This is a genomic window from Deinococcus sp. Marseille-Q6407, from assembly GCF_946848805.1.
In the GTDB taxonomy this organism is placed as follows: Bacteria; Deinococcota; Deinococci; order Deinococcales; family Deinococcaceae; genus Deinococcus.
Window position 1 is genome coordinate 46,459 of record NZ_CAMPFU010000004.1, and the last position, 22,956, is coordinate 69,414.

A 22,956-nucleotide genomic window follows, 5' to 3' on the forward strand; every position below is an offset into this window, starting at 1 on the left:
TGCTCGGTCTGCTTTTTGCTTGCTGCTTGTTTAGCTTGAGTGTGACGGGCCTTCTGGGCGCAGCAAATCCAACCATTTTTGCCGGATTACTTCGGGAGCGAACTGCATAGCATCCCGGCGTGCAGCTGCGCCTTTGGTCCGCCGCAGTTCGGGATCAGTGATCAGCTGCCGGACGGCCTCGGCAAACGCTGGGCCGTCGCCGTCCGGAATTAGAAAACCATTTTCTGAATTGACCAGCGCGCGCGGCCCGTTGGAGGAATCGTAGGCGACCACGGGCAACCCGCAGGCCTGAGCTTCCAGAACGACCATTGGCAGCGCCTCGAAACGTGAAGGCAAGAGATAAACCGAGGAAGACAGATACTCTCTCTCAACGTCAGCTGTAGGCGAGTGGAGCCCGATATTGCTCAGACCGCTCTGTGTAATCTGCTGCTTCAAGTCTTCTTCCTGCTCGCCCTTGCCGAATAGATCCAGCCGCCAGTCGGGGAAATCGCGCATCAGCGGAATGATGGCAGGCAGCAGCCGGTCGAAGCCTTTCGGGTCAGAATAACGCCCTACTGCAAGCAGCCTTTTTTCGGCCAGTGTGGCTGGTTGGGCAGGCAACAGCGGTAACTGGTTGGGAATAACTTGGACCTTCAATCCCAGCCGCTCATGAAAGACCCGCTGCTCTGCCTCGGTCAGGACCACCACCTCATCTAGGAGAGGATAGGTCAAGCGCCGGAGTCCCTGGGCCACTCGGCCAGCGTCGTCATAGTTCATATGTTCGCAACCGATAAAACGCCCTGACGCTCCCGACCTTTTGAGGAGAGCCAGCAGCAGATTCATGTTGACGCTCATGCCCAGCGTGATGGTGTCTGGGCTGAAATGAACCTGCTGCCGCAGTGCACGTAAAGCCTGGGTGTTCTGACGCAGATAGTGCCGCAGTCCTGGCACAAAGGGCACACCGAGGTGAGTGACCTGTACCCGCTTGTCCAGGGGATAGAAAGGCTGGCCGGCGCTGCTGAACAGGCTGACAATATTAACCTGAAATGTATCCACCAGCATATTGGCGAGGTTGATGGCGACCCGCTCCACGCCGCCAGGCGGAGTGATGTTGTAAATAACGATATTCAGTGGCTGCATGTGGGGCTCCTAGGGCCGTTGCTCAGGAATGAATTCGATATGTTTGAGGTAGAGGTTGCGGTCTCCCAGCTCCTTGAAGTAGGGGTTCAGAAACTGGATTTCCAGCGGAGAAGCGCTGACCGGCAGGGTCAGCGTCACTGGTTCGCTCTCGGCAGTAACGCGTTTTAGTTCCCGTCCGTTCTGCCGAAAGACGACCATTGGGGCCTGGCCGGCAGCTGCAGAGCCGGCCAGCTTCAGGCTCAGTTGTCCAGCTGCGCAGGGCTGGAGAGTGGCGCGGGTTCCTAGCACGAAGCTCAGGAAGTTGGTGTCGCGGTTCCAGCTCCCGCCACCTTCGCCTGGTACCGTGACCTCGAAAGACGAGCAGGCATCGCTTTGCAGCTTAAAATCCTGCAGGCTGACAGCACGATACTCAGAGCTGTAAAAATCGTTGAAATACCCCACTGTCAGATGGCCTGCCCGGCTAACAGGAATGCGCAGTTCCTGCGGCTGTCTGATCTCCTCCTCAAAGATCGGCACTGAATTGAGGGCGATTTCCAGGCGGGGACCCTGGTTGTTGGCCAGCGCACTTTCAGCCTGAATTGTCAAGACACCGGGGCTACATACATCCAGTTCCAGCCAGCCGTTGATCATCAGATTGGCCGCATGATCTTTGATGTCTTGAGCCGGTTCCGGGTACGCCTGGCGGAAGGTGTAGGTGGGCGAGCATTGTAACGTCTGGCTGTCCGGCAGCAGCGGGTGCCCCTGAAGATCAGTCTGCTGGGCCTGCCAGCCGACCAGAGCCGCCGTCGCTGCAAGCAGCAGCAGACTGAAAAGCAGACGGAGATTCAAGGTTTCAGCCTCACTTTCCAGCTGTGAGTGGCCAGCGGAGTGACCTGAACCGACGATTGCCCTGGGTAAACCTGAAGTTCTAGGCGCTGCTCAGGAATCTGGCGCAGGTCACCGCTCAGCTTAAAGCTGGCGACGGGCTGTTCGGCTGTCGTTGCCAGCGTAGCTGTGCTGATGATGGTGCAGCTCTCTGTACAGCTGCGCAGCAGAACCCGGTACTCGCCGGGAGCCAGCTGCCATCGACTGTAAGTATCGTAATCCCGGGGTGTTTCGGCTTCTGCAGCGGCTCGGAAAAAAAGCAGCTCGCCGGGCAGCGGGGTAGGAGGCCGGGTAGCCCAGACTGGGAATGAGACAGCCGCCAGCAGCCCGGCAGCTGTGATCGCCTGTCCTGGTTGCCAGGCTTGGAGACGTGTGAGCTGTACTCCGGCCGTGATCCAGAACAGTTCTGCAAAAAAAGGGCTGGGTACCAGCAGAGTATTGTCGTTGGTCGTGGCTACAATCAGCCCGGCCAGTAGGGCTGTGCCAAGTGCATCTTTGGTTCTCAAAGCGGTATATAGGGTGGCTCCTACCAGCAAAAACAAGCCCAGGAGGCCCAGGGGGCCAGTTTCAGCCAGCTGCTGTACAGCGCCGTTGTGGGCGATCAGCCAGGGGCTTCCCAGATTCTGGAGCCACTCAGGGCAGGCCAGGGTGCCATTTGGGCCGATCCACAGCTCACAGTAACCGCTGGGAGGTTGCAGGTGTCTGCCCAGCAGATAACTGCCTACCCCGCTGAAGGGAGCACTCTGATAAGCGGACAGTGCCCCGGACCAGACCAGATCCCGCCCCGTCGTACCACTCTGAAGGAGTCTGGCCAGCAAGGGATTCCCCTGCTGAATGCCCCAGTACACGGCCAGGCCGGCTCCTCCTAGCGCAGCTGTAGCTGCCAGCAGAGTTCGGCGCCGTGCTCCGACCAGCAGACCCGCCATACTTCCTAGTAGAGCTGCAGCCAGAGGGCCACGGCTGGCCGAAAGCAGCAAAATGACAAGGCTGGCCAGGCCAAGCAATAGGCGCCCAGCTGGAAATTTACGGCCGAAGAGTGCCAACCATAACCCAATAGCTCCGCCCAGGCCCAGAGTGATGGAAGTCATATAAGGGTGTGAGAGACGCACTGCAGAGAGCGACACTCCATTTAGGAGGCTGTTTGCAACTGCTGTAGCAAAAACAGCCATCAGCCCCAGGGCAAAAGGCCAAAGCCGCTCAGTACTTTTTAGGGCGGCCCCAACCCCGATTAGCCCAGCCATCAGCAGGGTTCGGGCCAGAGCTAGGAGACTCGCCTCGGCGGGGGACGGCGAGAATAGAGCTGGGATTTGCTGGCTTAGAGCATAAAAACCCAGTAACCAAAGCGCAGCCTTTGGAAGTGAGCGCAACTGAGAAAGCGCCAGCAAAGAGAGAGGCGAAAGGAGATAGAAAGGAGCCAGGAGAGCCAGCCAGACCTGGAGCCAACGCGGTGAGGATGAGGAAGTGCCCTGAGCAGCAGACATTGGCGTCACTATAGGGTTTCTCGGTTGCTTTATTCCTGTTTTCAGTCCGAGGAGTGGTAGTTATAGCTGGGGCTTTCTTTGGCTGGCTTCCGTTTTGGAACTCTTTTGAAAGGCTGACCCCTTATAGTTGAATCGAAGTGACTGACACGCGACCTGATTCCCGTTACTCTGAGCCCCCACTTTCACCGCGCCGTGAAGAAGATGAATTGGACCTTCGGGTGCTGTGGCAGGGGGTGCGGCACCGATTGCCGGCTATCTTGTTAGCAAGTTTGCTGCTGGCTGGTGGGGCTTATTTATGGGCTGGGAGCCGACCTCCAGTCTATGAGGCAAGTAATAGTCTGCTGGCTACTAATCCTCAGGGGCAGGACACTACACTTCCAGGTGGCCTGGGCAAAGCGCCAACTTTGCCCAGCGGTGTGGTTGATCAGGTGATGAAAAGCCCTCTAATCCTCGGTAAGGTGATTGATCAATTACAGCATTCTGCGCTACCTGAAGAAGAACGAAATCACCTGGTGCAGGCGTTGCAAGATGATCTCCGGACGCAGCAGCTGCGCACTGTGACTCTGGAGAGCGATATTCAGCCCTATAACAATGGCAGTGGCATCTACACAGTCCATGCTTTTGCCGGGTCAGCTCAAGGGGCCAAGGTGCTGGCTGACCTTGCTGGGCAGGCACTCCTGAACTGGGACCGCGACCGCGCCCTGGAGGGACTCCGCCGCAGCGAAGCTGGGTTTCAGGCACAGGCCAAGCAAGTTGAGCGACAGCTCAGTTCAGCTACCTCACAGGAACGTCAGGCTCTCTTGGCACAGCAGTCCACCATTCAAAGCAATCTGGTGCAGTTGGGTTTGCTTGAAGAATCTGTCACGGGTGTCTTGTCACAGCTCACCACCGCGGTGGAACCTGGAGCGCCTATTTCGCCCAGGCCTTTGCGCACAGCTGCGCTTGTTGGTCTGATCTCCTTAATGTTGGGTCTAATCTATTCTCTATTCCGAACCCTGCTGGACCGGAGTATTCGCTCTGAAGATGACTTACTGGCTCTGAGCCTGCCAACTTTAGCCGTATTGCCTCAGGTTCGGAAACGGGACGTGCTGCTTTCAGGCATTGTACGCGCTGGACGCAGTGCCGGTCTGTACGAATCAGTAGGCTATCTGCGGGTCAATCTTATGTCGGAGCTGCGCCGTATAGACCATCCCATTGTGATGATTACCAGCACAGCGCCCGGCGAAGGCAAAAGCAGTTTGACCGCGACTCTGGCCGACGGCTTTGCCAGTAGCGGACAACGTGTTTTGGTTGTGGATATTGATCTTCGCCGTGGTACACAGGCAGAAGTCTGGGAAAAAAATGGTGAAACAGCCAACTGGGTTCAATTGGTTGGTCATGATGGCGCACAAACCACCCGTGAAGCTCTACTTGACCCGTATAACGTTCAGGTGTTGGAAGCAGAAACAAATGTGCATGTGTTACCTGCCGGTCCCGGATTACAGGATTCCATGCAGCTGCTGAACCGCGCGGATCTGACTGCAGCTTTTGCTCTATGGCGTCAGCATTATGACATTGTCCTGGTGGATAGTGCTCCCTTACTGGCTTTGGCAGACGGCTTGGTGGTTGGCAAGCACGCCGACGGAGTTATTCTGGTCACAGAGGCAGGAGAAACTCCTCTTCAGGCGGTTAAAACGGCTGTGAGCCGAGCTAAACGCAATGATCTAAAATTGCTTGGTGCCGTAATTAACAAAATGAATGTGAGTAATAGCAATAGTTATACTTACTCCTATAATTATAATGTTCGAAGTTAACAGGTTTATGAAATAGGAGTTGGGATTTGCAAAGCAAAACTGGGAAAAATCTACTTGGGGTTTATGGAGTTCAGTTTGGCAGCATTGTCCTTCCTCTTATCCTTATTCCTCTTATGGCTAGGACGTTAGGCCCGGAATTGTGGGGGCATTTCGTTACGTTACAGGCTTTAGCTTTAGCGCTTACGCTGGTAGTCGATTATGGCTTTGGCTTTTCGGCCACTCGGTATATAGCGCGGCATCAAGATGACCCCCAGGCGATTAGAGACTGCGTTAATGCTGTCTTATCTGCCAAGGCGCTGTTGGCTCTGTTGCTGTTGTTAATTGCAGCTGTCATTTTTATGACGATGCCAGCTTTCCAGGAATCGCCCTGGGGTTTCTGGGCAGCTATGATCTTTGCTATTACTCAGGGCAGCTCTCCCTTATGGTATTTCCAGGGCAAAGAGGATGTTTTTCCAGTAGCTGTCCGGGATATTTCTCTGCGAGCCTTAGCAACGATTGTATTAGTATTGACACTAAAGGATTTTTCTAACGATTGGTATTACTTCTTGGTGTTCTCTTTATTTAATGGTCTTTCTTATATATATTCTACTCTGTTGATGCTGAGAGAGACAGGACGCTACGAAATAAAGCCGAGTAAAATTATATACTTTTTAAAAGACGGGGCGCAAATGTTTATATTCCGGGCTTTTGGGAGTCTATATGGTGTTACCAATGTAATGTTGCTTAGGACTTTTGCATCGGCCAGTGCTGTGGGCTTTTATAGCAACGCCGAGAAATCAGTTGGGGTATCCAGAAGTATGTTGCCACCTTTCACGCAAGTAATGTTTCCTAAAGTCGCCTCTCTTCTTTCAAAAGATCCCGAAAAAGCTTGGCAAGCTCTTATGAAATCCTATGCTATTCTTTTACTGGCTTCGCTGGCTATGAGTACCGGCCTTTATATACTTTCAGACTGGATAATCGCTCTACTTTTCGGGAATGCTTACATGGCTTCATCTAGAATTATGAAAATATTGTCAATCGCGTTGCCTTTTGTTGCAACTTATGATGTGTTTGGTATTCAATGGCTCCTTTCGCTGGGCAAGGATAAGGTATTTACAAATATTACTGTTTTTTGTAGTCTAGTGGCTTTAGCAATAGCCTGTTTTATTGCAGCCCCCTACGGGGCTAGAGGCCTAGCATACTGTTCTGTTTTCATAGATGGGCTATCGGCCTCTCTAATGGTCATCTATGCTCTCAGATATCGTCGGAAGCTATTTAGCAATGAAATAGACGGGAGAGAACTATGAGAGGAAAAGGGAAAGTCCATATCTTTATAGATAATATTACAAACCAGGCCGGGACCGAGCGTGCTGTGGTCAACTTGGCTAATAATCTTTCTGGTCACGGACATCATACTATAATTTATAGTCTTTATAGTGTATCAGGCGGTCCGGTCTATCCAATTGCTTCTGCGGTAAAGATAGTACATATGAAGTTAGACTCTTATAGACTATCTTCATGGCCTTCAATTTTAAGTTTTGCTTACCTCTTCAGAGCTGTCTTTGTACAAACGCGACATCTCCAGGGGGCCTTGATTGGAACTGGGGGTACACTGAATATACTGTTAAGTATTTTAGGTAAGCGTGAGCAGAAGACAATAGCATGCGAACACTTCAATTATGATAGTGCGACTCCTTTTATACGATTTATGCGGGATAGGTTTGTGCGCCATGCGGACTATCTAGTAGTGCTTACTAAAGACGATGCAGAAATATATTTATCACAAGGTTATCGGAATATTATCGTTATTCCTAACGAGATTTCCTTCGAGGCCAGCGGAAAGCCTAACTATAATGCACTTAAGTTGCTGGCTGTTGGTCGCCTAACCGTGGAAAAAGGTTTTGACATTCTTATTAGGATGATGATACCTGTGCTTAGAACGCACGATTCATGGGAACTTTATATATATGGGCGGGGTGAGATGGAGCAGCAACTCCGTGAGATGATTGAACAATCCTCTCTTCAAGAGCGTATATTTATTATGCCGCCTTCAAATGAGATTGAAAAAGTTTACCTTTCGTCTTCTATTTTTTTGTTTCCCTCCCGTTACGAGGGCTTTGGCTTAGTTCTACTTGAAGCTAAAACATCCGGCTTGCCTACCGTGGCTTTCAACTGCCCTTCCGGCCCCAGTACTATTATCGTAGATAAAGAAGATGGTTTTTTGATACCTCTGGGTGATGAAGCAGAATTCCAGCGGCGCACTACTCAATTGATGGATGATATAAGCTTACGTCAGCAGATGGGACAGCAGGGCCAGATCAATGCTCAAGCATTTGATTCCGAGCATATTTATCAGCTATGGCAAAAGATTCTAGATTGATGTTCTTCAAAAGATAAACGAGTGGTAGAGGCTTTTAGAATCTAAAAAGGAGAGACTGTGCGTATTACATTAATATCTACGCAACTTGGAATGGGAGGGGCAGAAAACCTGGTATGTAATCTGGCCGACCAATTTGTAGCACGCGGTCACCAAGTGCAGTTGGTTTCCCTGCTGGGGGAGCCGGTAGTAGTTCCTCATTCTTCTGAGGTGCAAATGGTCAATCTGCGTCTCGATAAGCGTAACCCAGCGAGCTGGCCTTTAGGTCTGGCTTATTTTCAGAAAGCTATAGCACTGTTCAGCCCTGACATTGTTCATGCTCATTCTTTCCATTCCATTATGTTGGCGCGTCTAGCACGGCCGCTGCTTAAGTTTCCCAAACTGATTTCTAGTGGTCATAGTCAGTATGAGGGCGAAGGGAAGCAAGCTCTACTTTATAGGTCTACAGATTTTCTATCTGATGTGATGACTAACATCAGTAAGGAATCAACTCAAGCACTTATCCAACGTGTCGGTTTAAGGCGGGATAAAGTTTTAACGGTTTATAATGGTATTGATACGGATAAGTACGTTTTCTCTGCTGTGGAGAGAGCGTCTACGCGTGCTTGCCTAGGCTTACATGCAGATGATCAGATTGTTCTAGCAATCGGCCGACTTAGTCCTCCAAAAGACTTTCCTAACCTATTCAAAGCTATTAAACTGTTGGAGGCTTCTGAAATAGAGAGTAAAAGCCTTAAAGTCTTGATTGCGGGGACTGGGCCTGAAGACTATAGACAGGAGTTAAAAAACTTGATTATTGAGCTTGGACTAGAGACTGAAATCCGCTTTTTAGGTGTGCGCCGTGATATACCTGCTCTGCTTTCAGCAGCTGACATTTTTGTACTTTCTTCTGCATGGGAAGGCTTTGGCTTGGTTGTCGCTGAAGCTATGGCCTGCGAACGGGTAGTGGTGGCCACTGATTGTGGTGGAATCCGCGAAGTGGTTGGAGAAGAAGGGTTTATTTGCCCCCCCAGAGATCCTGTTAGCTTAGCTAAAAGTTTAAGAGAGGCATTGGCCTTGTCTCCATATCAAGCTACTGCCTTGGGAACACGGGCCAGACAGTGGGTTGTGGAGCGGTTTGACCTTAAGCAAGTGGCTGAGCAGTGGTTGCAGCTTTACCGAAAAATCTAAACTGAGGAGGCAGAATATGTTTGTATCGGTAATTATTGCTAGTCGTGGTCGCCCCCAGGTACTAGCCGAGACTGTGAAATCTATCCTGCAACAGGCCCGGCGCCCTGATGAAATTATCATTGCGGTGACCACCACCGACGATGTTCTGCCCGGCATGGATGGCTCTGGCGTTCAAGTCATTATTTCTCCACCGGGCTCCAGTGTGCAGCGTAACGAGGCTATTGCTGCCCTCAATCCGGCTTCAGATCTGGTAGTTTTTTTAGATGATGATGTAGAAGTGGCATCTGATTATCTAATTAAAGTAACCAACTTTATGGAAGTAGTCCCTGACGTAGCTGCTTTTAGTAGTACGCCTGTACTAGATAAAGCTATGGGAGGGCGTCTCCCACGTGAAGAGGCAAAAGCAATATTGGTAAATTCACTTGTATCTGACCCAGATGTACGGTCCGCACGTGGACTATACGGCTGTAATATGGTAGTCCGCGCTAAATACGCACGTCGAGAAAAATTCGATGAACGGTTGGTCAGTTACGCTTGGCTAGAGGACCGAGACTATGGGATCCGTATGGAGAAATATGGTGCTGTCGTCAACTATGACGGTGGTCGTATTGTGCACTTTGGCACGCCTGGGGGAAGAATCTCTGAGGTGCGTATGGGGTATATCCAGATAATGAACCCCGCCTATCTCTTCTTCGTTAAGAAAGAGCTGACTTTTAGAGAGTACGTTGACCATGGCATAAATGGCTTTCTTGCGAATCTAGCCCACAGGCTTGGCGTACTGACTCTTTTAAGACCTCAATCAATCATGACTATTGATAGGAATCAGAGATTAAAGGGAAATTTTCTAGCTCTTCGGGACATTTTTATTGGAAAACTGGATCCTCGTTTGGTGTTGGAAGTTGAGAGTCGTTGAATGAGTTATGGGAATGGAGCCACGACTTGAAGTTGCGTAGACCAGATACTTCTTCCATACAGGTCGCCTTGCTTTATCTGCCATTTTTAGCTTATGCATTTTATTGGGGCTACCGGCCAATTAACATAGGGTCAGATACACCAGCTTATATGGGGATGTTCAGAGCATATCAGCTAGGGGACCAAGGATTTATTAACAGCATTGATCAGGGCTTCCTTTATTTTATTGCTCTCGTTAATTTATTTACGTCTTCGCCTTTTAATTTTCTATTTGCCATATGTCTGTTTATCTCTATCTGTTTTTATATGGTAGGTGTGAGATTCCTTAATAGTCCATTCTATCTTTCCCTGTATACAGTATTATTACTCTCGTCTTCATTTTATCTGGCCTATAATATCAATATTTTGCGGCAGGGCATGGCTTCAGCTGTAGCAATGCTATTGATGGCATTATTGGTCAATTATCGAGGCTGGTTTTTGCGTATTCTAGCATCACCTGCTGCAATCTTATTTCATAAGATTGGTGGTTTGCTAACAATACCAATGGTACTGGGCACACGTCGGCCAGGCATGGTGTATTTTTGGTTGGCAGCAGTCTTCATCAGCCTGTTCAGTGGGTTATATGCCCCTTTTGCTATCCAGATTCTGCCCACCGACTATGTGGATTATGCTACGGGAAATTTTAACTACCGCGTTGGCTTTCGCCCTGATTTCGTGGCCTTTAGTTCTATTCCCCTGCTACTTCTGCTGATTTTGCCGTTCAGGAAAATGTCACCCAATACGCGTTGGATTTTTAATGCCTATGTACTGATGAATGGCGTAGGACACCTGATGAACTTTATTTCCTATGCCGACCGCTTTCTGATTGCATCATGGGTACTGCTGCCGCTACTTTCGACGCTGGTAATCAAGGATATCAATGAGCGTGGCTACACGAAGACCGAGAATAAGAGGTTCTTCAGCGCGCTGGTGATTCTGGGGCTGCTGCTGGTCAATTCCTTTTTCTATCTGAGGGGATTCTGATTTCCTTGTCGTTGGCCCCATTTACCTGGGCCTCCCCACATCTGTATCCATGACATAACGGAGGATGAGAGTGTACAACGCAGATTTAGCAGAGCGGCCCCTGGTTACCATCGGGTTGCCCGTATACAACGCTCAGGATTACGTTGCCCGGACAATTACCTCGGTTCTGAACCAGACCTATAGCAACTGGGAACTGCTGATCCTTGATGATGGCTCGTCTGATCGCAGCTCTGAGATTATCGGACAGTTCAGTGATTCCCGAATCCAGGTGCTGCGCGATGGACACAATCGTGGCCTAAGCGAACGGCTGAACGAAACCGTGCGTCTGGCCCGTGGCCAATTCTATTTCAGGATGGACGCCGACGATATCATGACGGCCGACCGCCTGGAAAAGCAGGTGGCGACTCTCCTGGCCGACCCCGACTGTGACGTGGTGGGGGCAGCTGCTTACATCATTGATGGGGATGACCATTTGACTGGACTTCGCCGGGGCAATCCTTTTGTCGAACAGGGGTTGAGCAGTGTAATGCAACGGGGTGGTTTTATCCATCCGACTGTGGCGGGCAAGACAAGCTGGTTTCTGGCACATCCTTATGACGTGACTGCACAGCGCTGTGAAGACATTGAACTTTGGCTGCGTACTGCTGATGTATCCTGCTTCGTGCAGCTGCCTGAGCCACTACTCTTTTACCGTGAAGCCGGCGACCAGCATGCCAAGGTAGAACAGACTTCGGCCGGATATCAGGCGATGCTGCAGGAAAAGTGCTGCACTGCTGCGCCAGAATACCGTTCGCTATTTCAGCAGCAGATACGCGGTTCAAAGCTTCGGGTAGCTCTTCGGCGGACACTCCATACTTTTGGGGCAGAGAAGTATATCTTGCGGAAGCGCTCGCAACCTATCAGCGACGCAGATCGTCAGGCTGGAGAAAGAGCCTTGCAGATAGCTTTGCATCCTTTAAGCAATAATACATAACAACTAGCAGAACGACACGCGGCAAGTGTTCCTATTACTGGATTTTACCGTGCAGTAAGCTAGTGATTGGAGCAGCTAAGCTCTGCGTCAAACTTGCAGTTTCTTCCGGCTTGCCTCATTCAACTTGCCCGATCACGTTAGAATCCCAATTCCCTGAAAGTTCACTATGCCCAGAACCGACCGCAGTATTTTCTTTGCCGTGACCGCCTCTATCAGCCTTGGCTTCTTGCGGGGGCAAGTCAGATTGCTCCGCGATCGGGGCTGGCGCGCCGGCGTCGGCAGCGCGCCCACAGTGCCAGGTCAGCTGGAGAGATTCGCCCGGCAGGAGGGGGCGCAAGCCTACGCGGTCCCAATGCAGCGCGAGATCAGCCCGCTCTCTGATCTTCGTTCGCTGTGGCAGATGTACCGGACACTGCGGCATTTCCGTCCGGCAGTGACCAACGTTGGTACGCCTAAGGCGGGCCTGATTGGCGGTATGGCAGCGGTGGCTGCACGAGTTCCGGTCCGCGTATACACCCTGCACGGCCTGCGACTGGAAACAGCCGACGGAACCAAACGCCGAATTCTGAACCTGACCGAGCGAGTGGCGATGGCGTGTGCTCATCAGGTGGTCTGTGTCAGTCCCAGTTTGCAGCAGCGAGTCCAGGAATTGAAGCTGGCTCCAGCCTATAAAACGCGTGTGCTGGGTTCGGGAAGTCCCAACGGCGTCCGGTTGCCTGAAGCACTCCCCACTGTTGAGGAAACGGAGCAGCGTCAGAACGAACTGGAGCTGCAGGGTCCAGTGGTCGGCTTTGTTGGTCGTTTCGTGCGGGATAAGGGCATGGCCGAACTGATGGAAGCGTTTCAGCTAGTGCGGCAGCAGGTGCCTGCAGCTCAGCTTCTGCTGGTGGGTGACTTTGAGGAGGGCGATCCGGTCCCGGCCCAGGTTCGGGAAGCCATTGAATCAGTACCAGGCGTGGTGAAAACCGGGTTTGTGCCGGATGTAGGGTTTTATTACCCGATGATGGACGTGCTGGCCCTGCCCACCTACCGTGAAGGCTTCCCCACCGTGGCTCTGGAAGCTTTGGCCTGGGGCGTCCCAGTGGTGACCACCAACGCCACTGGCGCCAGGGATGCTGTGCAGGACGGAGTGACTGGCTGGCAGGTCCCTGTCGGGGACGCGCAGGCGTTGGCGGCAGCGCTGCTGGAAGCAATCACCAACCCTAAAGAAGCTCATCGGCGCGGTGCGGCAGGCCGGCGCTGGGTGGCGGCTTCGTTTCGCCCCGAGGATATCCAGCAGCGCTGGGCTGAACTGTACGAGGAGCTGCTGTACCACAGACAGTTGGCTGCCAAAGACCCAGCGAAGCGGTGGCTTGATGCTGCTCTGGCCGCCAGTGGACTGCTGGTCCTGAGTGGGCCAATGCTGCTTCTGGCTCTGGCTATCCGCAGCAAGCTGGGAAGTCCAGTTATCTTCCGGCAGGTGCGGCCGGGGCTGGGGGGCCAACCATTTACCATGTACAAGTTCCGCACCATGACCGATGAGCGGGGGCCGGACGGCGAGCTACTGTCTGACAGCGTTCGCCTAACACCATTTGGCCGCTTTCTGCGCTCCACTTCGCTGGACGAGCTGCCTGAGTTATTCAATGTGTTTAGGGGCGAGATGAGCCTGGTCGGACCCCGGCCGCTGCTGATGGATTATCTGCCGCTGTATTCGTCCCAGCAGGCCCGCCGTCACGAGGTGCGCCCTGGAGTGACCGGATGGGCGCAGGTTAACGGTCGCAACGCGATCTCCTGGGATCAGAAGTTCAAGTATGACGTCTGGTACGTGGACCATCACAACCTGCTGCTGGACTTGAAAATCCTTTTGCTGACCCTCAAAAAGGTCTTTGTACGTGAAGGCATCAGCGCGGCGGGTGAAGCAACCATGTCACGTTTTACGGGGAGTTCGGCTTAAGCGGGAGGATTGGCTCAAGTGCACTTGATAACTTGATTAAAGATGCCACCCGTCTTCCCGTTGCTTAATGGGTTTGGCGGGGGCTCCCACGGCAGTGACATTGTCAGGAAGCGGGCGGGTGACTACTGCTCCGGCCCCGACAACGCTCCAGCGACCTACGCTGACGCCCTGAATAAGGGTAGCATTGGTGCCGATGTCGGTGCCTTCGCCGATGGTCACGTTGCCGCTGATGACCGCTGCGGGTGCAACAGTTACGAAATCCTCCAGGACATCGTCATGTGCGATGGTGGCCATAATGTTGATCAGGACATGGTTGCCGATTCTGTAGTCGTCCGTGGTGGTCACATTGGCGCAGATCGTCACACCCTCACCGATCCTGACTTCCTGACCGATGATAGCTGTGGGATGAATCAGGGTCGCGAACTTACAATGCCCCAGTTCCTGAAGCTGCAAAACGATCTTGCGGCGGGTCGGCGGCGCACCAATACCTACCGCCACCAGTGTCTCAGGGTACGCTGACAGCCACTGAGCGTCTCCCAGCACGGGCAGGCCGTGCACCTGCTGGCCATGCATCTGTGCATTGCTATCCAGCCAGCCTAGGACTTCATAAGTTTGCTGACGCGCATTGATGTCCCGAACCAGCTGATGGATTTCCCGGGCCAGTCCGCCCGTGCCGAAGATGACCAGAGGTTTCGCTTCCACAAGCGGCATTGTAATTGAGAACCTCAGTAGGTGACAACTTCACTTCCAGCCCCTCCTGGTGGGCAAAAAGGCTGGGTCAACAGGTCTAGGACAGCCATGAACTGTTGTGGTTTCCACCGTAAGGCATCCACGAGATGCTGAGCACCGTACCGCACCAGACTGACCGCTCTACGACCATGCTTGAGAATGGGGATGGACTGGGTCTGGTCAAACCAGACCCCCAAGCGCAAACAAAACATCCAGGCCAGTGTCACCAAGCCGAAGAGCCGCTGAAGACGGCTCCTTTCCGTCATCCCAGTCCGCTCCAGGTCGAAGCCTCGCTTCTTGAAGCTGCTGAAGGTGCACTCGATTGACCAGCGCTGCTTGTACAGCTTCCAGGTCTTCCGAGCGCTGAAATCTGTGGCAATGATGACGAGGTCACCTGTGGATGACCTCGTCGCGACCACCCGCATGAGTTCGCCAAACACGAACACCTTTTCGTCGATTTCATGGAAATGACCGTGCTGGACGTGCTTAAACCATTCCTTCCCATTCATGTCGTCCAGCATGTCGCTGTGCCGAATGCGGATCGCCCGCTTGATGCCTTGACGACGGAGAAAACGGAACCACTCCGCACCGATGAACTCACGGTCAGCCACCAGGCCTTGCCAGCGTTTCGCTGGCAAGACGCGGAGGAGCTTCAATACTCAGAACTTGCACCTGAATAGGCGGACAAAAAGCGCTCCCAGAGCTGAAATTCTGGAAGTGTGTACAAACAGGTTTCAGGGGAGCGCACCCATATTCTCTCACAGCGGATTCTGGACATTCCAGAGACGCTGTACCAACGGCGAAGCCTCCAGGCTTCGCTGCACCTCTTCCACAGTCCAGGTCAGAAGACCAAGTTCAGCCAGGCTGAGGGAGTCAGCCCCAGTGCACTGAGTCGCTTCTTCAACGTCTATGACTGGGATTCAGACCGCTGCCGGGAAGAGATGCAGGACTTCCAGTGGCGCATCCTGCTGGATACAGCTCGTCACAAACGCAGACCTCGTCTGCGGCTCAGCGTGGATCTGACCACGGTGGAAAAGGTGGGAATTCAGCTGCCCTACGTCAGCGTCTACAACGGCAGGCACGGCATCCATCTGGTGGTCCTGTTCGCCGAATATGGGGAACTGAAGTTCCCCATTTCTTACCGGGTCTACCAGGGCAAGTACACCAGCACTCCCGTCACGTTAGCCCTTGACCTGCTGGAAGAGGTGCCAGACTTCGTCGGGAAACGCTTTCAGGTCTGCGTACTGGCAGACAGTGGATTCGAATCCGCTGTCTTTCTGGACGGTGTGCAGCGTCTCGGTTTCGAGTTCGTGGTGGGTGTGAGGAGTAACCGGCGCACGGATCATCCTGGACAGGTGACGGTTGCGGACTGTCCGCATGGGGGGTACGTCAACCTCGCCAACTGGCCTCTGGAAACGCTGTCTCTGGGGAGGATGGACCGTGGGGACCGCGAATTCTTCGCGGTGTCGTCTGAGCTGTTAGAGGGGGATGACATCCTGGCCGAAGGAAAACGGCGCTGGGCGCTGGAATCCTTTTTTAAGGAGGGAAAGCATCAGTTTGGGTTGGCGCAGTTCGCGCTGCGAACTGCCAGGGGTCTGGACCGCTGGATTTTGATGGTCTTCCTGGCCTTCACCCTGACCATGCTGTACCGCTCTGAGGACATGACCCTGAAAGAGGCAGCCCGCTTGGCCCTACATACCCTCTTCCCCGAAGTCAGGCTGAACCACCTGCTGAGCCAAATTCAAAAAGAGCAAGAATTCCTCCACCAGCACGGCTATTCGCTCAGCTATGCAAGGTGCAACTTATGAGTGAAGCCATGAACCACGGCTCCAAGCACCAGAAAATTGATGGGCGTTTCCCCATGCTCCCAATTGGTGCGGTCCAGACTCAGCAACACCTTCCCCGGTGGAAGATGGACAACGAGCAGAGCGATGAAAAAGTCCATGTCCAGCTGCTCATCCCGGAAGGTGCGGTCTGCCCGCCTTTTCTTAGCCTGGGGCATGCTGATACCCGGCATGTGGGCACTCAGGTCGTGATGATTGATGCTCCTCGCGGCAATCATCGCCAGAAGGACGTCAATCAAGCGCTGAAGGGTGTCAATACGGAGATGACTGGCGTGCGCTTTGAAGTGCTGGGTGAGTGCGGTAGCCTGCTGAGCAGCGGATTCTGTCGATTTCACACTCCCAGGAGACCGCGAAGAGACAGCCCCATCAAGCTTGATGGGGCCGACTGTTGATTTTTGCCGTCTGGAACGAGGTCAAACTGAAGTTGTCACCTACTGAGATTGAGAACAGCTATGATGCCTCTAAGCCCTGCAAGCAGTATGCTGGATCTTGTGATGAACGAGGTGAGTGCAAGCGGGGCTTCCCGGCAGGAGGCTCCCCCCCGGGCCTGGCCGGGATGGCCGGTCTTTCCTGAAGACGAGCGGCAGGCAGTGATGGCAGTGCTGGAGTCGGGGAAAGTGAACTACTGGACCGGCACCGAAGCCCGTGAATTCGAGCGTGAATACGCCGAGTATCTGGGTGTCAGGCATACCATCGCGCTCCACAACGGTAGTCTGGCACTCGAACTGGCGCTACAGGCGTTCGGGATTACTGAAGGTGAAGTCATTACCACTGCCCGCACCTTTATCGCCTCAGCGAGTGCAGCAGTCATGCGGGGCTGCGTGCCGGTCATCGCCGATGTGGATCCGGTTTCGCAGGTGATTACCGCCGAGACCATCCGTCCGCTGATCAACGATAAAACTCGGGCTATCATCGCGGTGCATCTGGCCGGTTGGCCCTGCGACATGGACTCCATCATGGAACTGGCCCGCGAGCATGACCTGATTGTAATTGAGGACTGTGCGCAGGCACATGGGGCTTTTTACAAGGGCCGGCCGGTGGGCAGCATCGGGCACGCGGGGGCTTTTTCCTTCTGTCAGGACAAGATCCTCACCACCGGCGGTGAAGGCGGCCTGTTGGCCTTCAATGACGAGCTGGCCGGAGAAGACATCTGGAAAAAAGCCTGGGCTTTCAAGGATCACGGTAAGAGCTACGACGCGGTCTATCACCGCGACCATCCGCCTGGGTTTCGCTGGCTACACGAGTCGTTCGGTACCAACTGGCGTATGCTGGAAATGCAGGCCGCTATTGGCCGCTTGCAGCTACGGAAGCTGCCCGGCTGGATTGAGCAGCGCCGTGCCAACGCGGCTGTGCTCAACCGCCGCCTGGGCGAATTTGCCAGCATCCGGCTGACCTTGCCGCCTGCCGAAATCTTGCATTCTTACTACAAGTACTATGCTTTCGTGCAGCCTGAGCGCCTGAAAGAAGGCTGGGACCGCGACCGGGTTATGAATACCATTGCTGCGCAGGGCGTGCCAGCTTTCAGCGGCTCCTGCTCGGAAATCTATCTGGAGAAAGCTTTTCAGGACGCTGGCTATGGTCCCAAGGAGCGGCTGCCGGTGGCCCGCGAACTGGGAGAAACGTCGCTGATGTTCCTGGTGCACCCCACCCTGAGCGGAGCCGATATGGAAGCCATGGCCGATGTGATTTGCAGCGTGCTGAAAGAAGCCACCCGCTAAACGCAATTCGTCATGACCCAGCCTCCCGTTCCTGATCCCATTGACGGCCTGTCAGACACCTCTGCCAGTATCCAGAGTTATCAGATTCAGAAGTTTTTCATCGATCTGGGCCTCTGGACTCTGGCGGCAGTGCTGGCGTACCTGTACCGCAAACCCAGCGCACTGACCGAGGGCCTGGACCGGCTGGATACGTCTGTTCTGAGCCCGGGAGTACTGACCTATTTCCTGATCGGTGCACTGACCATGACCGTGCTCAGCCGCTATTACGGGCTCTACCGCCAGACCTGGCGGCGTATCGGGGTGCCGGATTTGCTGCTGCTGCTGCGCGCCGTATTGCTGGCGACCCTGATTGATCTGGCCGCGGCTTTTCTCCTGCGCGACTTTCTGGATTTGCCCCGCAGTGTGCCACTTTTGACCGGCGTGCTAGGCCTGCTGCTGATGGGCGGCGTACGGCTGTTGGCGCGGGTTCTGCATGAGCGAGTGCCGCATGATCAGCAGCCGGGGATGCGTCGGGTATTGATTGTGGGCGCCGGGGAAGCCGGCAGCCTGATCGCCCGCGAGATGCTGCGGCATCCCGAAGCGCAGATGCGGCCAGTGGGCTTTGTGGATGATGCGCCCGATAAGCGCGGAAGTTCGCTGGTGGGCTTGCCGGTGTACGGTGCAGTGGCCACCTTGCCTGAAGTGGTCCGCCGCGAGAAGGTAGAGGAAGTGCTGATTGCGGTGCCGTCTGCAGCGGGGCCTTTTGTGCGCCAGGTGGTTGATCTTGCCAAGGACACCGGGGTGAACTACCGGATTATTCCGGGCGTTTTTGAGATTCTCTCGGGTGACGTGTCGCTGAGCCAGATCCGTGACGTGAACCTCGAAGACCTGCTACGTCGGCCCTCAGTGCAGCTAAACACTGCCGAGATCGCCGGCTACCTGCGCGGCCGCACTGTTATGGTGACGGGGGCCGGGGGAAGCATCGGTTCGGAAATCGTGCGGCAGATTTTGCCGTTTGGTCCTGCAAAGATTCTGTTGCTGGGCCGGGGCGAAGGCAGCATTTTTGCCATTCAGCAGGAGCTGCGCCGCCTGGCGCCGGAGCTGCCACAGGTGGCCCTGATTGGTGATGTGCGCGACCGTGAGCGGCTGGAGCAGGTCTTTAGAGCGCACCGGCCGCAGGTAGTCTTTCACGCGGCGGCGCACAAGCATGTCCCGCTGATGGAAGCCGCACCTTCCGAAGCGATTCTAAATAACGTGATCGGCACCCGCAATGTGGTGGCGATGAGCCTGAAATATGGGGTGGAGCGGTTGGTCAATATCTCGACTGACAAGGCCGTGAACCCGACCAGTGTGATGGGCGCCAGCAAACGCATGGCCGAGAAGACTGTTTCAGCAGGTGCCGCGCGGGCCCGGCCCGGCCAGGCTTTTGTCTCGGTCCGCTTTGGGAATGTGCTGGGCAGCCGCGGGAGCGTGGTACCCACCTTCATGACTCAGATTCGCCGGGGCGGCCCCGTCACCGTGACCCATCCGGAAATGACCCGCTACTTCATGACTATTCCCGAAGCGGCCCGGCTGGTGCTGCAAGCGGGTGGCCTGGCCGAAAACGGCAAGGTGTACCTGCTGAATATGGGGCAGCCGGTCAAGATTGCCGACCTGGCACGTGATGTCATTCGCCTGAGCGGAGCGCAGAATATTGAGGTTGTCTACAGTGGTGTGCGGCCCGGCGAGAAGCTGTACGAGGAACTGCTGACGTCTTCCGAAGGCACCGATGCCACCACCCACGCCGAGATTTTCAGTGCCCGATTGGAACAGGTGGACCCGGTCGTGCTGGACCGGGATATTGCTGGGCTGGAAGCGGCCGCCCATGCCGGTGATTTTGACCGCATTCGAGCTGAGCTGGACCGGATCATCCCTGAGAATAAGTTCGGCTCTCTGGGCTGACATTTGCCAATCCGGCCCTGGCTGGCCAGACTACTGGCACAGCTCTGCTCGGAGGGTCCAGACCGAACCAACTATCAGCCTGAAGGAGACACACCATGCCTGATCAACCCAATCTGTTCGATTCATCCACAGGCGAACCTGCCGTGCAGCTTCCCCAGGACTGGGGCGAAGTGCTACACGACGCTGTCCGCCGGCCCGAATTCCGGCGTCTCCTGGAATTCGTGGAGCGTGAGCGGCAAAGCCACACGGTCTATCCACCGCGCGAGGATGTGTTCACAGCCCTGCAACTGACGCCTTACCGTGACGCCAAAGTGCTGATTCTGGGCCAGGATCCCTATCATGGGGCGGGGCAGGCGCAGGGCCTGGCTTTCAGCGTGCGGCGTGGGGTACGGGTGCCGCCCAGCCTACGCAACATCTACCGCGAGTTGCAGGAAGACGTGGGAGTCAAGCCGCCCAAGCATGGCAATCTGGCTGCTTGGGCTGAACGTGGCGTGCTGCTGCTGAACGCCGTACTGACCGTGCGTGAAGGCGAGCCGAACAGCCACGCCGGCCAAGGCTGGGAAGACTTTACCGATGCCGTGATCCGTGCGCTGAATGACAAGGAAGAGCGGGTGGTCTTTGTGCTGTGGGGCGCTTATGCTCGCAAGAAGAAAAAGCTGGTGACGGCGCCGCAGCATGTGGTGATTGAAAGCGGCCATCCCAGCCCACTCAGTGTGCGGCACTTTGCGGGCACCCGGCCCTTTAGTGCAGTCAACCGGGCACTGGAAGAAGCCGGCGAGACGCCGGTGGACTGGTCGCTGCCGGAGTAACCAGCCTAAAGTCACTGTCGAGAATCGGGCGGTGCTTTCTGACTGGTTAATCCATTCGGGCAGACAGTAAACCTTTGCCCCTGCCGCTAAACTGTCCAGGTACATGTCCCTCTACGAAGAGCTGCTGCAAAACAGAGAATATGACGATCTTTCGGAAGAGGCGGTGGTTAGTCTGCCGAGAACCCACGCGGTGGTGATGGCCGATTTTGACTCTTTCGTGCGCCAGTACGGGGTGACGCCGGATCAGTACAATATTCTGCGGATTCTGCGTGGTGCCTGGCGCGCTGGAGAGGAACTCAGCCGCGCCGAGATTCGCCGCCGCCTGATTGACCGGGTGTCGCCGGACCTGACCCATCTGCTGACCCGGCTGGAAAAAACTGGTCTGGTCAGCCGCGAAAGCAGGGGTCAACCGGAAGGGAAGCATCCCCAGGCCCCGTTCCGGATCACCGCACAGGGGCTGGACCTGCTGGCCCGGATGGATGAGCCTCTGCGCCAGCACAACATGCATAGTGTGGAGACCCTGGACGCCGCCGAGCAGCGGCAGCTGATCAGCCTGCTGGGCCGCGTCCGTCAGGGTGTTCAGGATCTGCCGAGTATTCGGGCTGGGCAGGCAGCAGAAGCCGGAGCTGGAGGCGAAGATGGCGCGCCGGGCTAAGGCCGCAGCCTGGCCGCCGCCCGCCGCTGCTCCCGCTGCCTGCGCACTGTGCGGCCGCGAGGTGCCGCGCCTGACGGAACACCACCTGGTGCCCCGCTCACAGGGCCGGCGCCGGGGCCTGAAAGTGGCCGAGCTGCCTACCGTGATGCTGTGCCCGGCCTGTCACAAGTACCTGCACACCACCTTTTCCAACCAGGAGCTGGAAACCGGGTATTCGTCGCTGGAGGCCCTGCGGGAACATGAGGGTGTGCAGAAGTTCGTGGCCTGGATTCGCAAGCAGCCGGCCAGCAAGGGCGTCAGGGTACGCTGAGGCTCAGCTCTGCCGGCGCAGTCCCGAAGCCGGGAAAGGCCGCGACCACACCCCGGCCGGTTTGCCCATGCGTGTCTGGCACGCGCAGGCTGGGGCCGTCGCGCACCAGCAGCCCAGCCTCGGCGAAGCGAACATATCGGTCCAGCACGCGCCCCAGATGCTCGCCCAGCACGTGACGCGGGCGCACATTTCCGAAGGTCCGCACCTCGCCGTAGTTCGCCAGGTTTAGGCCCAGATAGCCGCCTGCACCGTCCTCCCACAGCGGCAGCTAGTCGGCGGCGGTACTCGGCGCGCCGTAGGGGCTAAACGGCACCACCGTCCCTGCCGCGTCCGGCGGCCCGAAGCCAGCCGGGTCTGCCGTGCCCAGCTCTTCTAGCGGGACAGAGCGCAGCCCGAATAACCCTCCCCAGTCACGGTGTTGTGCGTACCAGAAGCGCACTTCGGGCGGGAGCGGCCGGCCAGTCTGGCCTCGGCGGCGGTCAGTTCGGCGGGGGTGGCTCCCGACGTGAGGGTGGCCCGCAGGTCAGGATGCTGGGCGGCCAGAAACGCGTCCAGGCGGCGTACTGCTTGGGAAAGAGGCATCTCATCGTCATTCTGCGGGTTCTCGCCGGGCGTGACGGGTGCGGCCTCAAACCCGGGGAAGAGGTTGCCCAGCTGAGAGTAGCCGTCATGGGCCTGTCCGGCTGCATTGGTCAGGGTCACGTTCCACATGTCGTGATCGTAGCCACTCAGCTTCTGCGCGCTCACCTGCCCGGTTTCCAGGCGGCGCAGGTACTCGCGCAGGAAACCTTCCAGGCTGCTGGCCAGCAGATAGCGGTGAGTTTCGTCGCGGCCGGTGGTGATGACCTGCCCGTATGTGCCCACCACGTCCGGCCCCAGGTCCACTGACACATGATTGCCGCCGCCATCGTGCAGAAACGGCACCCACAATGCCGAAGCGTACTGCTCGCGGATGGCCCCGGTAGGGTGCGAGACGGTGAAGATAGAGACGTTCATGTCGCTGTCCTCACGGGCGATATCGTCCCAAGTGCCCCAGCGACCTTCCACCTCTGTCAGCGGCATCCAGTCCAGCCCGAAGAAGCCGCCCACTGCCCAGTTCTGGCCGTCGTGCCAGCGGTAGAGGGCGCGGAACTCCGGCGGTAGCTTGTGCCCCAGCCGCGCTTCCAGAGCGTCCAGCTCGGCGTCGCTGGCTCCGGGGCGCAGGGTGGCGTGGATGGCGGGGGCGTGCTCGGCGTACCAGGCGTCGATGCGGTCCAGCACAGCACTCAGCGGTGCGTCAGCAGGGAGGGGAGCCGGGTGGGGCAGAACTGGGACAGACATGGGAGCCTCCTGGGAAGAAGTCGGGGG

The 22,956-nt window shown here is 55.6% G+C and carries 20 protein-coding genes and 3 pseudogenes; 14 read left to right on the forward strand and 9 right to left on the reverse strand.

The window, feature by feature from the left end:
- Nucleotides 1-30 precede the first annotated feature (30 nt).
- The 4 genes and pseudogenes from OCI36_RS10005 to OCI36_RS13435 all read right to left on the reverse strand — a co-directional run.
- Entirely contained in the window at nucleotides 31-1,119 is a 1,089-nt protein-coding gene (locus OCI36_RS10005; RefSeq protein WP_261664946.1) for a glycosyltransferase family 4 protein, read from the reverse strand.
- Between the two features lie 9 nt (nucleotides 1,120-1,128).
- Nucleotides 1,129-1,947, reverse strand: a complete 819-nt coding sequence (locus tag OCI36_RS10010; RefSeq protein ID WP_261664947.1) for a hypothetical protein — start codon at nucleotides 1,945-1,947, stop codon at nucleotides 1,129-1,131.
- Nucleotides 1,944-2,489: a hypothetical protein gene (locus OCI36_RS10015; protein WP_261664948.1), complete on the reverse strand. Its 546-nt coding sequence runs from the start codon at nucleotides 2,487-2,489 to the stop codon at nucleotides 1,944-1,946. The genes OCI36_RS10010 and OCI36_RS10015 overlap by 4 nt, the downstream gene beginning before the upstream one ends.
- 45 nt (nucleotides 2,490-2,534) lie before the next feature.
- Nucleotides 2,535-3,464 (reverse strand): annotated as a pseudogene (locus OCI36_RS13435) (O-antigen ligase family protein); the annotation flags it as partial.
- 137 nt (nucleotides 3,465-3,601) lie between these two features.
- Between OCI36_RS13435 and OCI36_RS10020 the strand changes: the two are divergent.
- The 8 genes from OCI36_RS10020 to OCI36_RS10060 all read left to right on the forward strand — a co-directional run bounded on the left by OCI36_RS10020 (nucleotide 3,602) and on the right by OCI36_RS10060 (nucleotide 13,624).
- Nucleotides 3,602-5,257 carry an AAA family ATPase gene (locus OCI36_RS10020; protein ID WP_261664949.1) on the forward strand — a complete coding sequence of 552 codons (1,656 nt, stop codon included), beginning with the start codon at nucleotides 3,602-3,604 and terminating at the stop codon, nucleotides 5,255-5,257.
- 26 nt (nucleotides 5,258-5,283) lie between these two features.
- A complete protein-coding gene (locus OCI36_RS10025) occupies nucleotides 5,284-6,543 on the forward strand; it encodes an oligosaccharide flippase family protein (RefSeq protein WP_261664950.1) in 1,260 nt (419 codons plus the stop codon).
- Nucleotides 6,540-7,616, forward strand: a complete 1,077-nt coding sequence (locus OCI36_RS10030; protein ID WP_261664951.1) for a glycosyltransferase family 4 protein — start codon at nucleotides 6,540-6,542, stop codon at nucleotides 7,614-7,616. The genes OCI36_RS10025 and OCI36_RS10030 overlap by 4 nt, the downstream gene beginning before the upstream one ends.
- 57 nt (nucleotides 7,617-7,673) lie before the next feature.
- On the forward strand, nucleotides 7,674-8,783 hold the full coding sequence (locus tag OCI36_RS10035; RefSeq protein ID WP_261664952.1) for a glycosyltransferase: 1,110 nt from the start codon (nucleotides 7,674-7,676) through the stop codon (nucleotides 8,781-8,783).
- A gap of 16 nt (nucleotides 8,784-8,799) precedes the next feature.
- The gene (locus tag OCI36_RS10040) at nucleotides 8,800-9,696 is read left to right on the forward strand and encodes a glycosyltransferase family 2 protein (RefSeq protein WP_261664953.1); all 897 of its coding nucleotides are present in this window, start codon (nucleotides 8,800-8,802) and stop codon (nucleotides 9,694-9,696) included.
- A gap of 26 nt (nucleotides 9,697-9,722) precedes the next feature.
- On the forward strand, nucleotides 9,723-10,718 hold the full coding sequence (locus tag OCI36_RS10045; protein WP_261664954.1) for an EpsG family protein: 996 nt from the start codon (nucleotides 9,723-9,725) through the stop codon (nucleotides 10,716-10,718).
- Between the two features lie 70 nt (nucleotides 10,719-10,788).
- Complete coding sequence (locus OCI36_RS10050; protein WP_261664955.1) at nucleotides 10,789-11,691, forward strand: glycosyltransferase family 2 protein; 903 nt, start codon at nucleotides 10,789-10,791, stop codon at nucleotides 11,689-11,691.
- A gap of 166 nt (nucleotides 11,692-11,857) precedes the next feature.
- Nucleotides 11,858-13,624: a sugar transferase gene (locus tag OCI36_RS10060; protein ID WP_315941278.1), complete on the forward strand. Its 1,767-nt coding sequence runs from the start codon at nucleotides 11,858-11,860 to the stop codon at nucleotides 13,622-13,624.
- Nucleotides 13,625-13,660: 36 nt separating this feature from the next.
- Here the strand turns inward: OCI36_RS10060 and OCI36_RS10065 are convergent, their stop codons facing one another.
- The gene (locus tag OCI36_RS10065; RefSeq protein WP_261664956.1) at nucleotides 13,661-14,326 is read right to left on the reverse strand and encodes an acetyltransferase; all 666 of its coding nucleotides are present in this window, start codon (nucleotides 14,324-14,326) and stop codon (nucleotides 13,661-13,663) included.
- Nucleotides 14,327-14,349: 23 nt separating this feature from the next.
- A pseudogene (locus OCI36_RS10070) lies at nucleotides 14,350-15,012 on the reverse strand (transposase); the annotation flags it as partial.
- 60 nt (nucleotides 15,013-15,072) lie between these two features.
- Here OCI36_RS10070 and OCI36_RS10075 point away from each other — a divergent pair.
- Entirely contained in the window at nucleotides 15,073-16,161 is a 1,089-nt protein-coding gene (locus OCI36_RS10075; RefSeq protein WP_261664635.1) for a transposase, read from the forward strand.
- Here OCI36_RS10075 and OCI36_RS10080 read toward each other — a convergent pair.
- Nucleotides 16,161-16,415 (reverse strand): annotated as a pseudogene (locus OCI36_RS10080) (IS4 family transposase); the annotation flags it as partial. The gene OCI36_RS10075 and the pseudogene OCI36_RS10080 overlap by 1 nt on opposite strands.
- Before the next feature lie 261 nt (nucleotides 16,416-16,676).
- On the opposite strand from OCI36_RS10080, the gene OCI36_RS10085 reads away from it, so the two are divergent.
- The 5 genes from OCI36_RS10085 to OCI36_RS10105 all read left to right on the forward strand — a co-directional run bounded on the left by OCI36_RS10085 (nucleotide 16,677) and on the right by OCI36_RS10105 (nucleotide 21,609).
- Entirely contained in the window at nucleotides 16,677-17,915 is a 1,239-nt protein-coding gene (locus OCI36_RS10085; protein WP_261664957.1) for a DegT/DnrJ/EryC1/StrS family aminotransferase, read from the forward strand.
- Nucleotides 17,916-17,927: 12 nt separating this feature from the next.
- Entirely contained in the window at nucleotides 17,928-19,835 is a 1,908-nt protein-coding gene (locus tag OCI36_RS10090; protein ID WP_261664958.1) for a polysaccharide biosynthesis protein, read from the forward strand.
- A 95-nt stretch (nucleotides 19,836-19,930) separates the two neighbouring features.
- The gene (locus tag OCI36_RS10095) at nucleotides 19,931-20,644 is read left to right on the forward strand and encodes a uracil-DNA glycosylase (RefSeq protein WP_261664959.1); all 714 of its coding nucleotides are present in this window, start codon (nucleotides 19,931-19,933) and stop codon (nucleotides 20,642-20,644) included.
- Nucleotides 20,645-20,747: 103 nt separating this feature from the next.
- Complete coding sequence (locus OCI36_RS10100) at nucleotides 20,748-21,299, forward strand: MarR family winged helix-turn-helix transcriptional regulator (RefSeq protein ID WP_261664960.1); 552 nt, start codon at nucleotides 20,748-20,750, stop codon at nucleotides 21,297-21,299.
- Nucleotides 21,283-21,609, forward strand: coding sequence for an HNH endonuclease (locus OCI36_RS10105; RefSeq protein ID WP_261664961.1), 327 nt, complete (start codon nucleotides 21,283-21,285; stop codon nucleotides 21,607-21,609). Before OCI36_RS10100 ends, OCI36_RS10105 begins: the two co-directional genes overlap by 17 nt.
- Here OCI36_RS10105 and OCI36_RS10110 read toward each other — a convergent pair.
- Both OCI36_RS10110 and OCI36_RS10115 read right to left on the reverse strand, forming a co-directional pair.
- Nucleotides 21,596-21,814 carry a hypothetical protein gene (locus OCI36_RS10110; RefSeq protein ID WP_261664962.1) on the reverse strand — a complete coding sequence of 73 codons (219 nt, stop codon included), beginning with the start codon at nucleotides 21,812-21,814 and terminating at the stop codon, nucleotides 21,596-21,598. The genes OCI36_RS10105 and OCI36_RS10110 overlap by 14 nt on opposite strands.
- Before the next feature lie 167 nt (nucleotides 21,815-21,981).
- Nucleotides 21,982-22,929, reverse strand: coding sequence for an SMI1/KNR4 family protein (locus tag OCI36_RS10115; RefSeq protein ID WP_261664963.1), 948 nt, complete (start codon nucleotides 22,927-22,929; stop codon nucleotides 21,982-21,984).
- Nucleotides 22,930-22,956 lie beyond the last annotated feature (27 nt).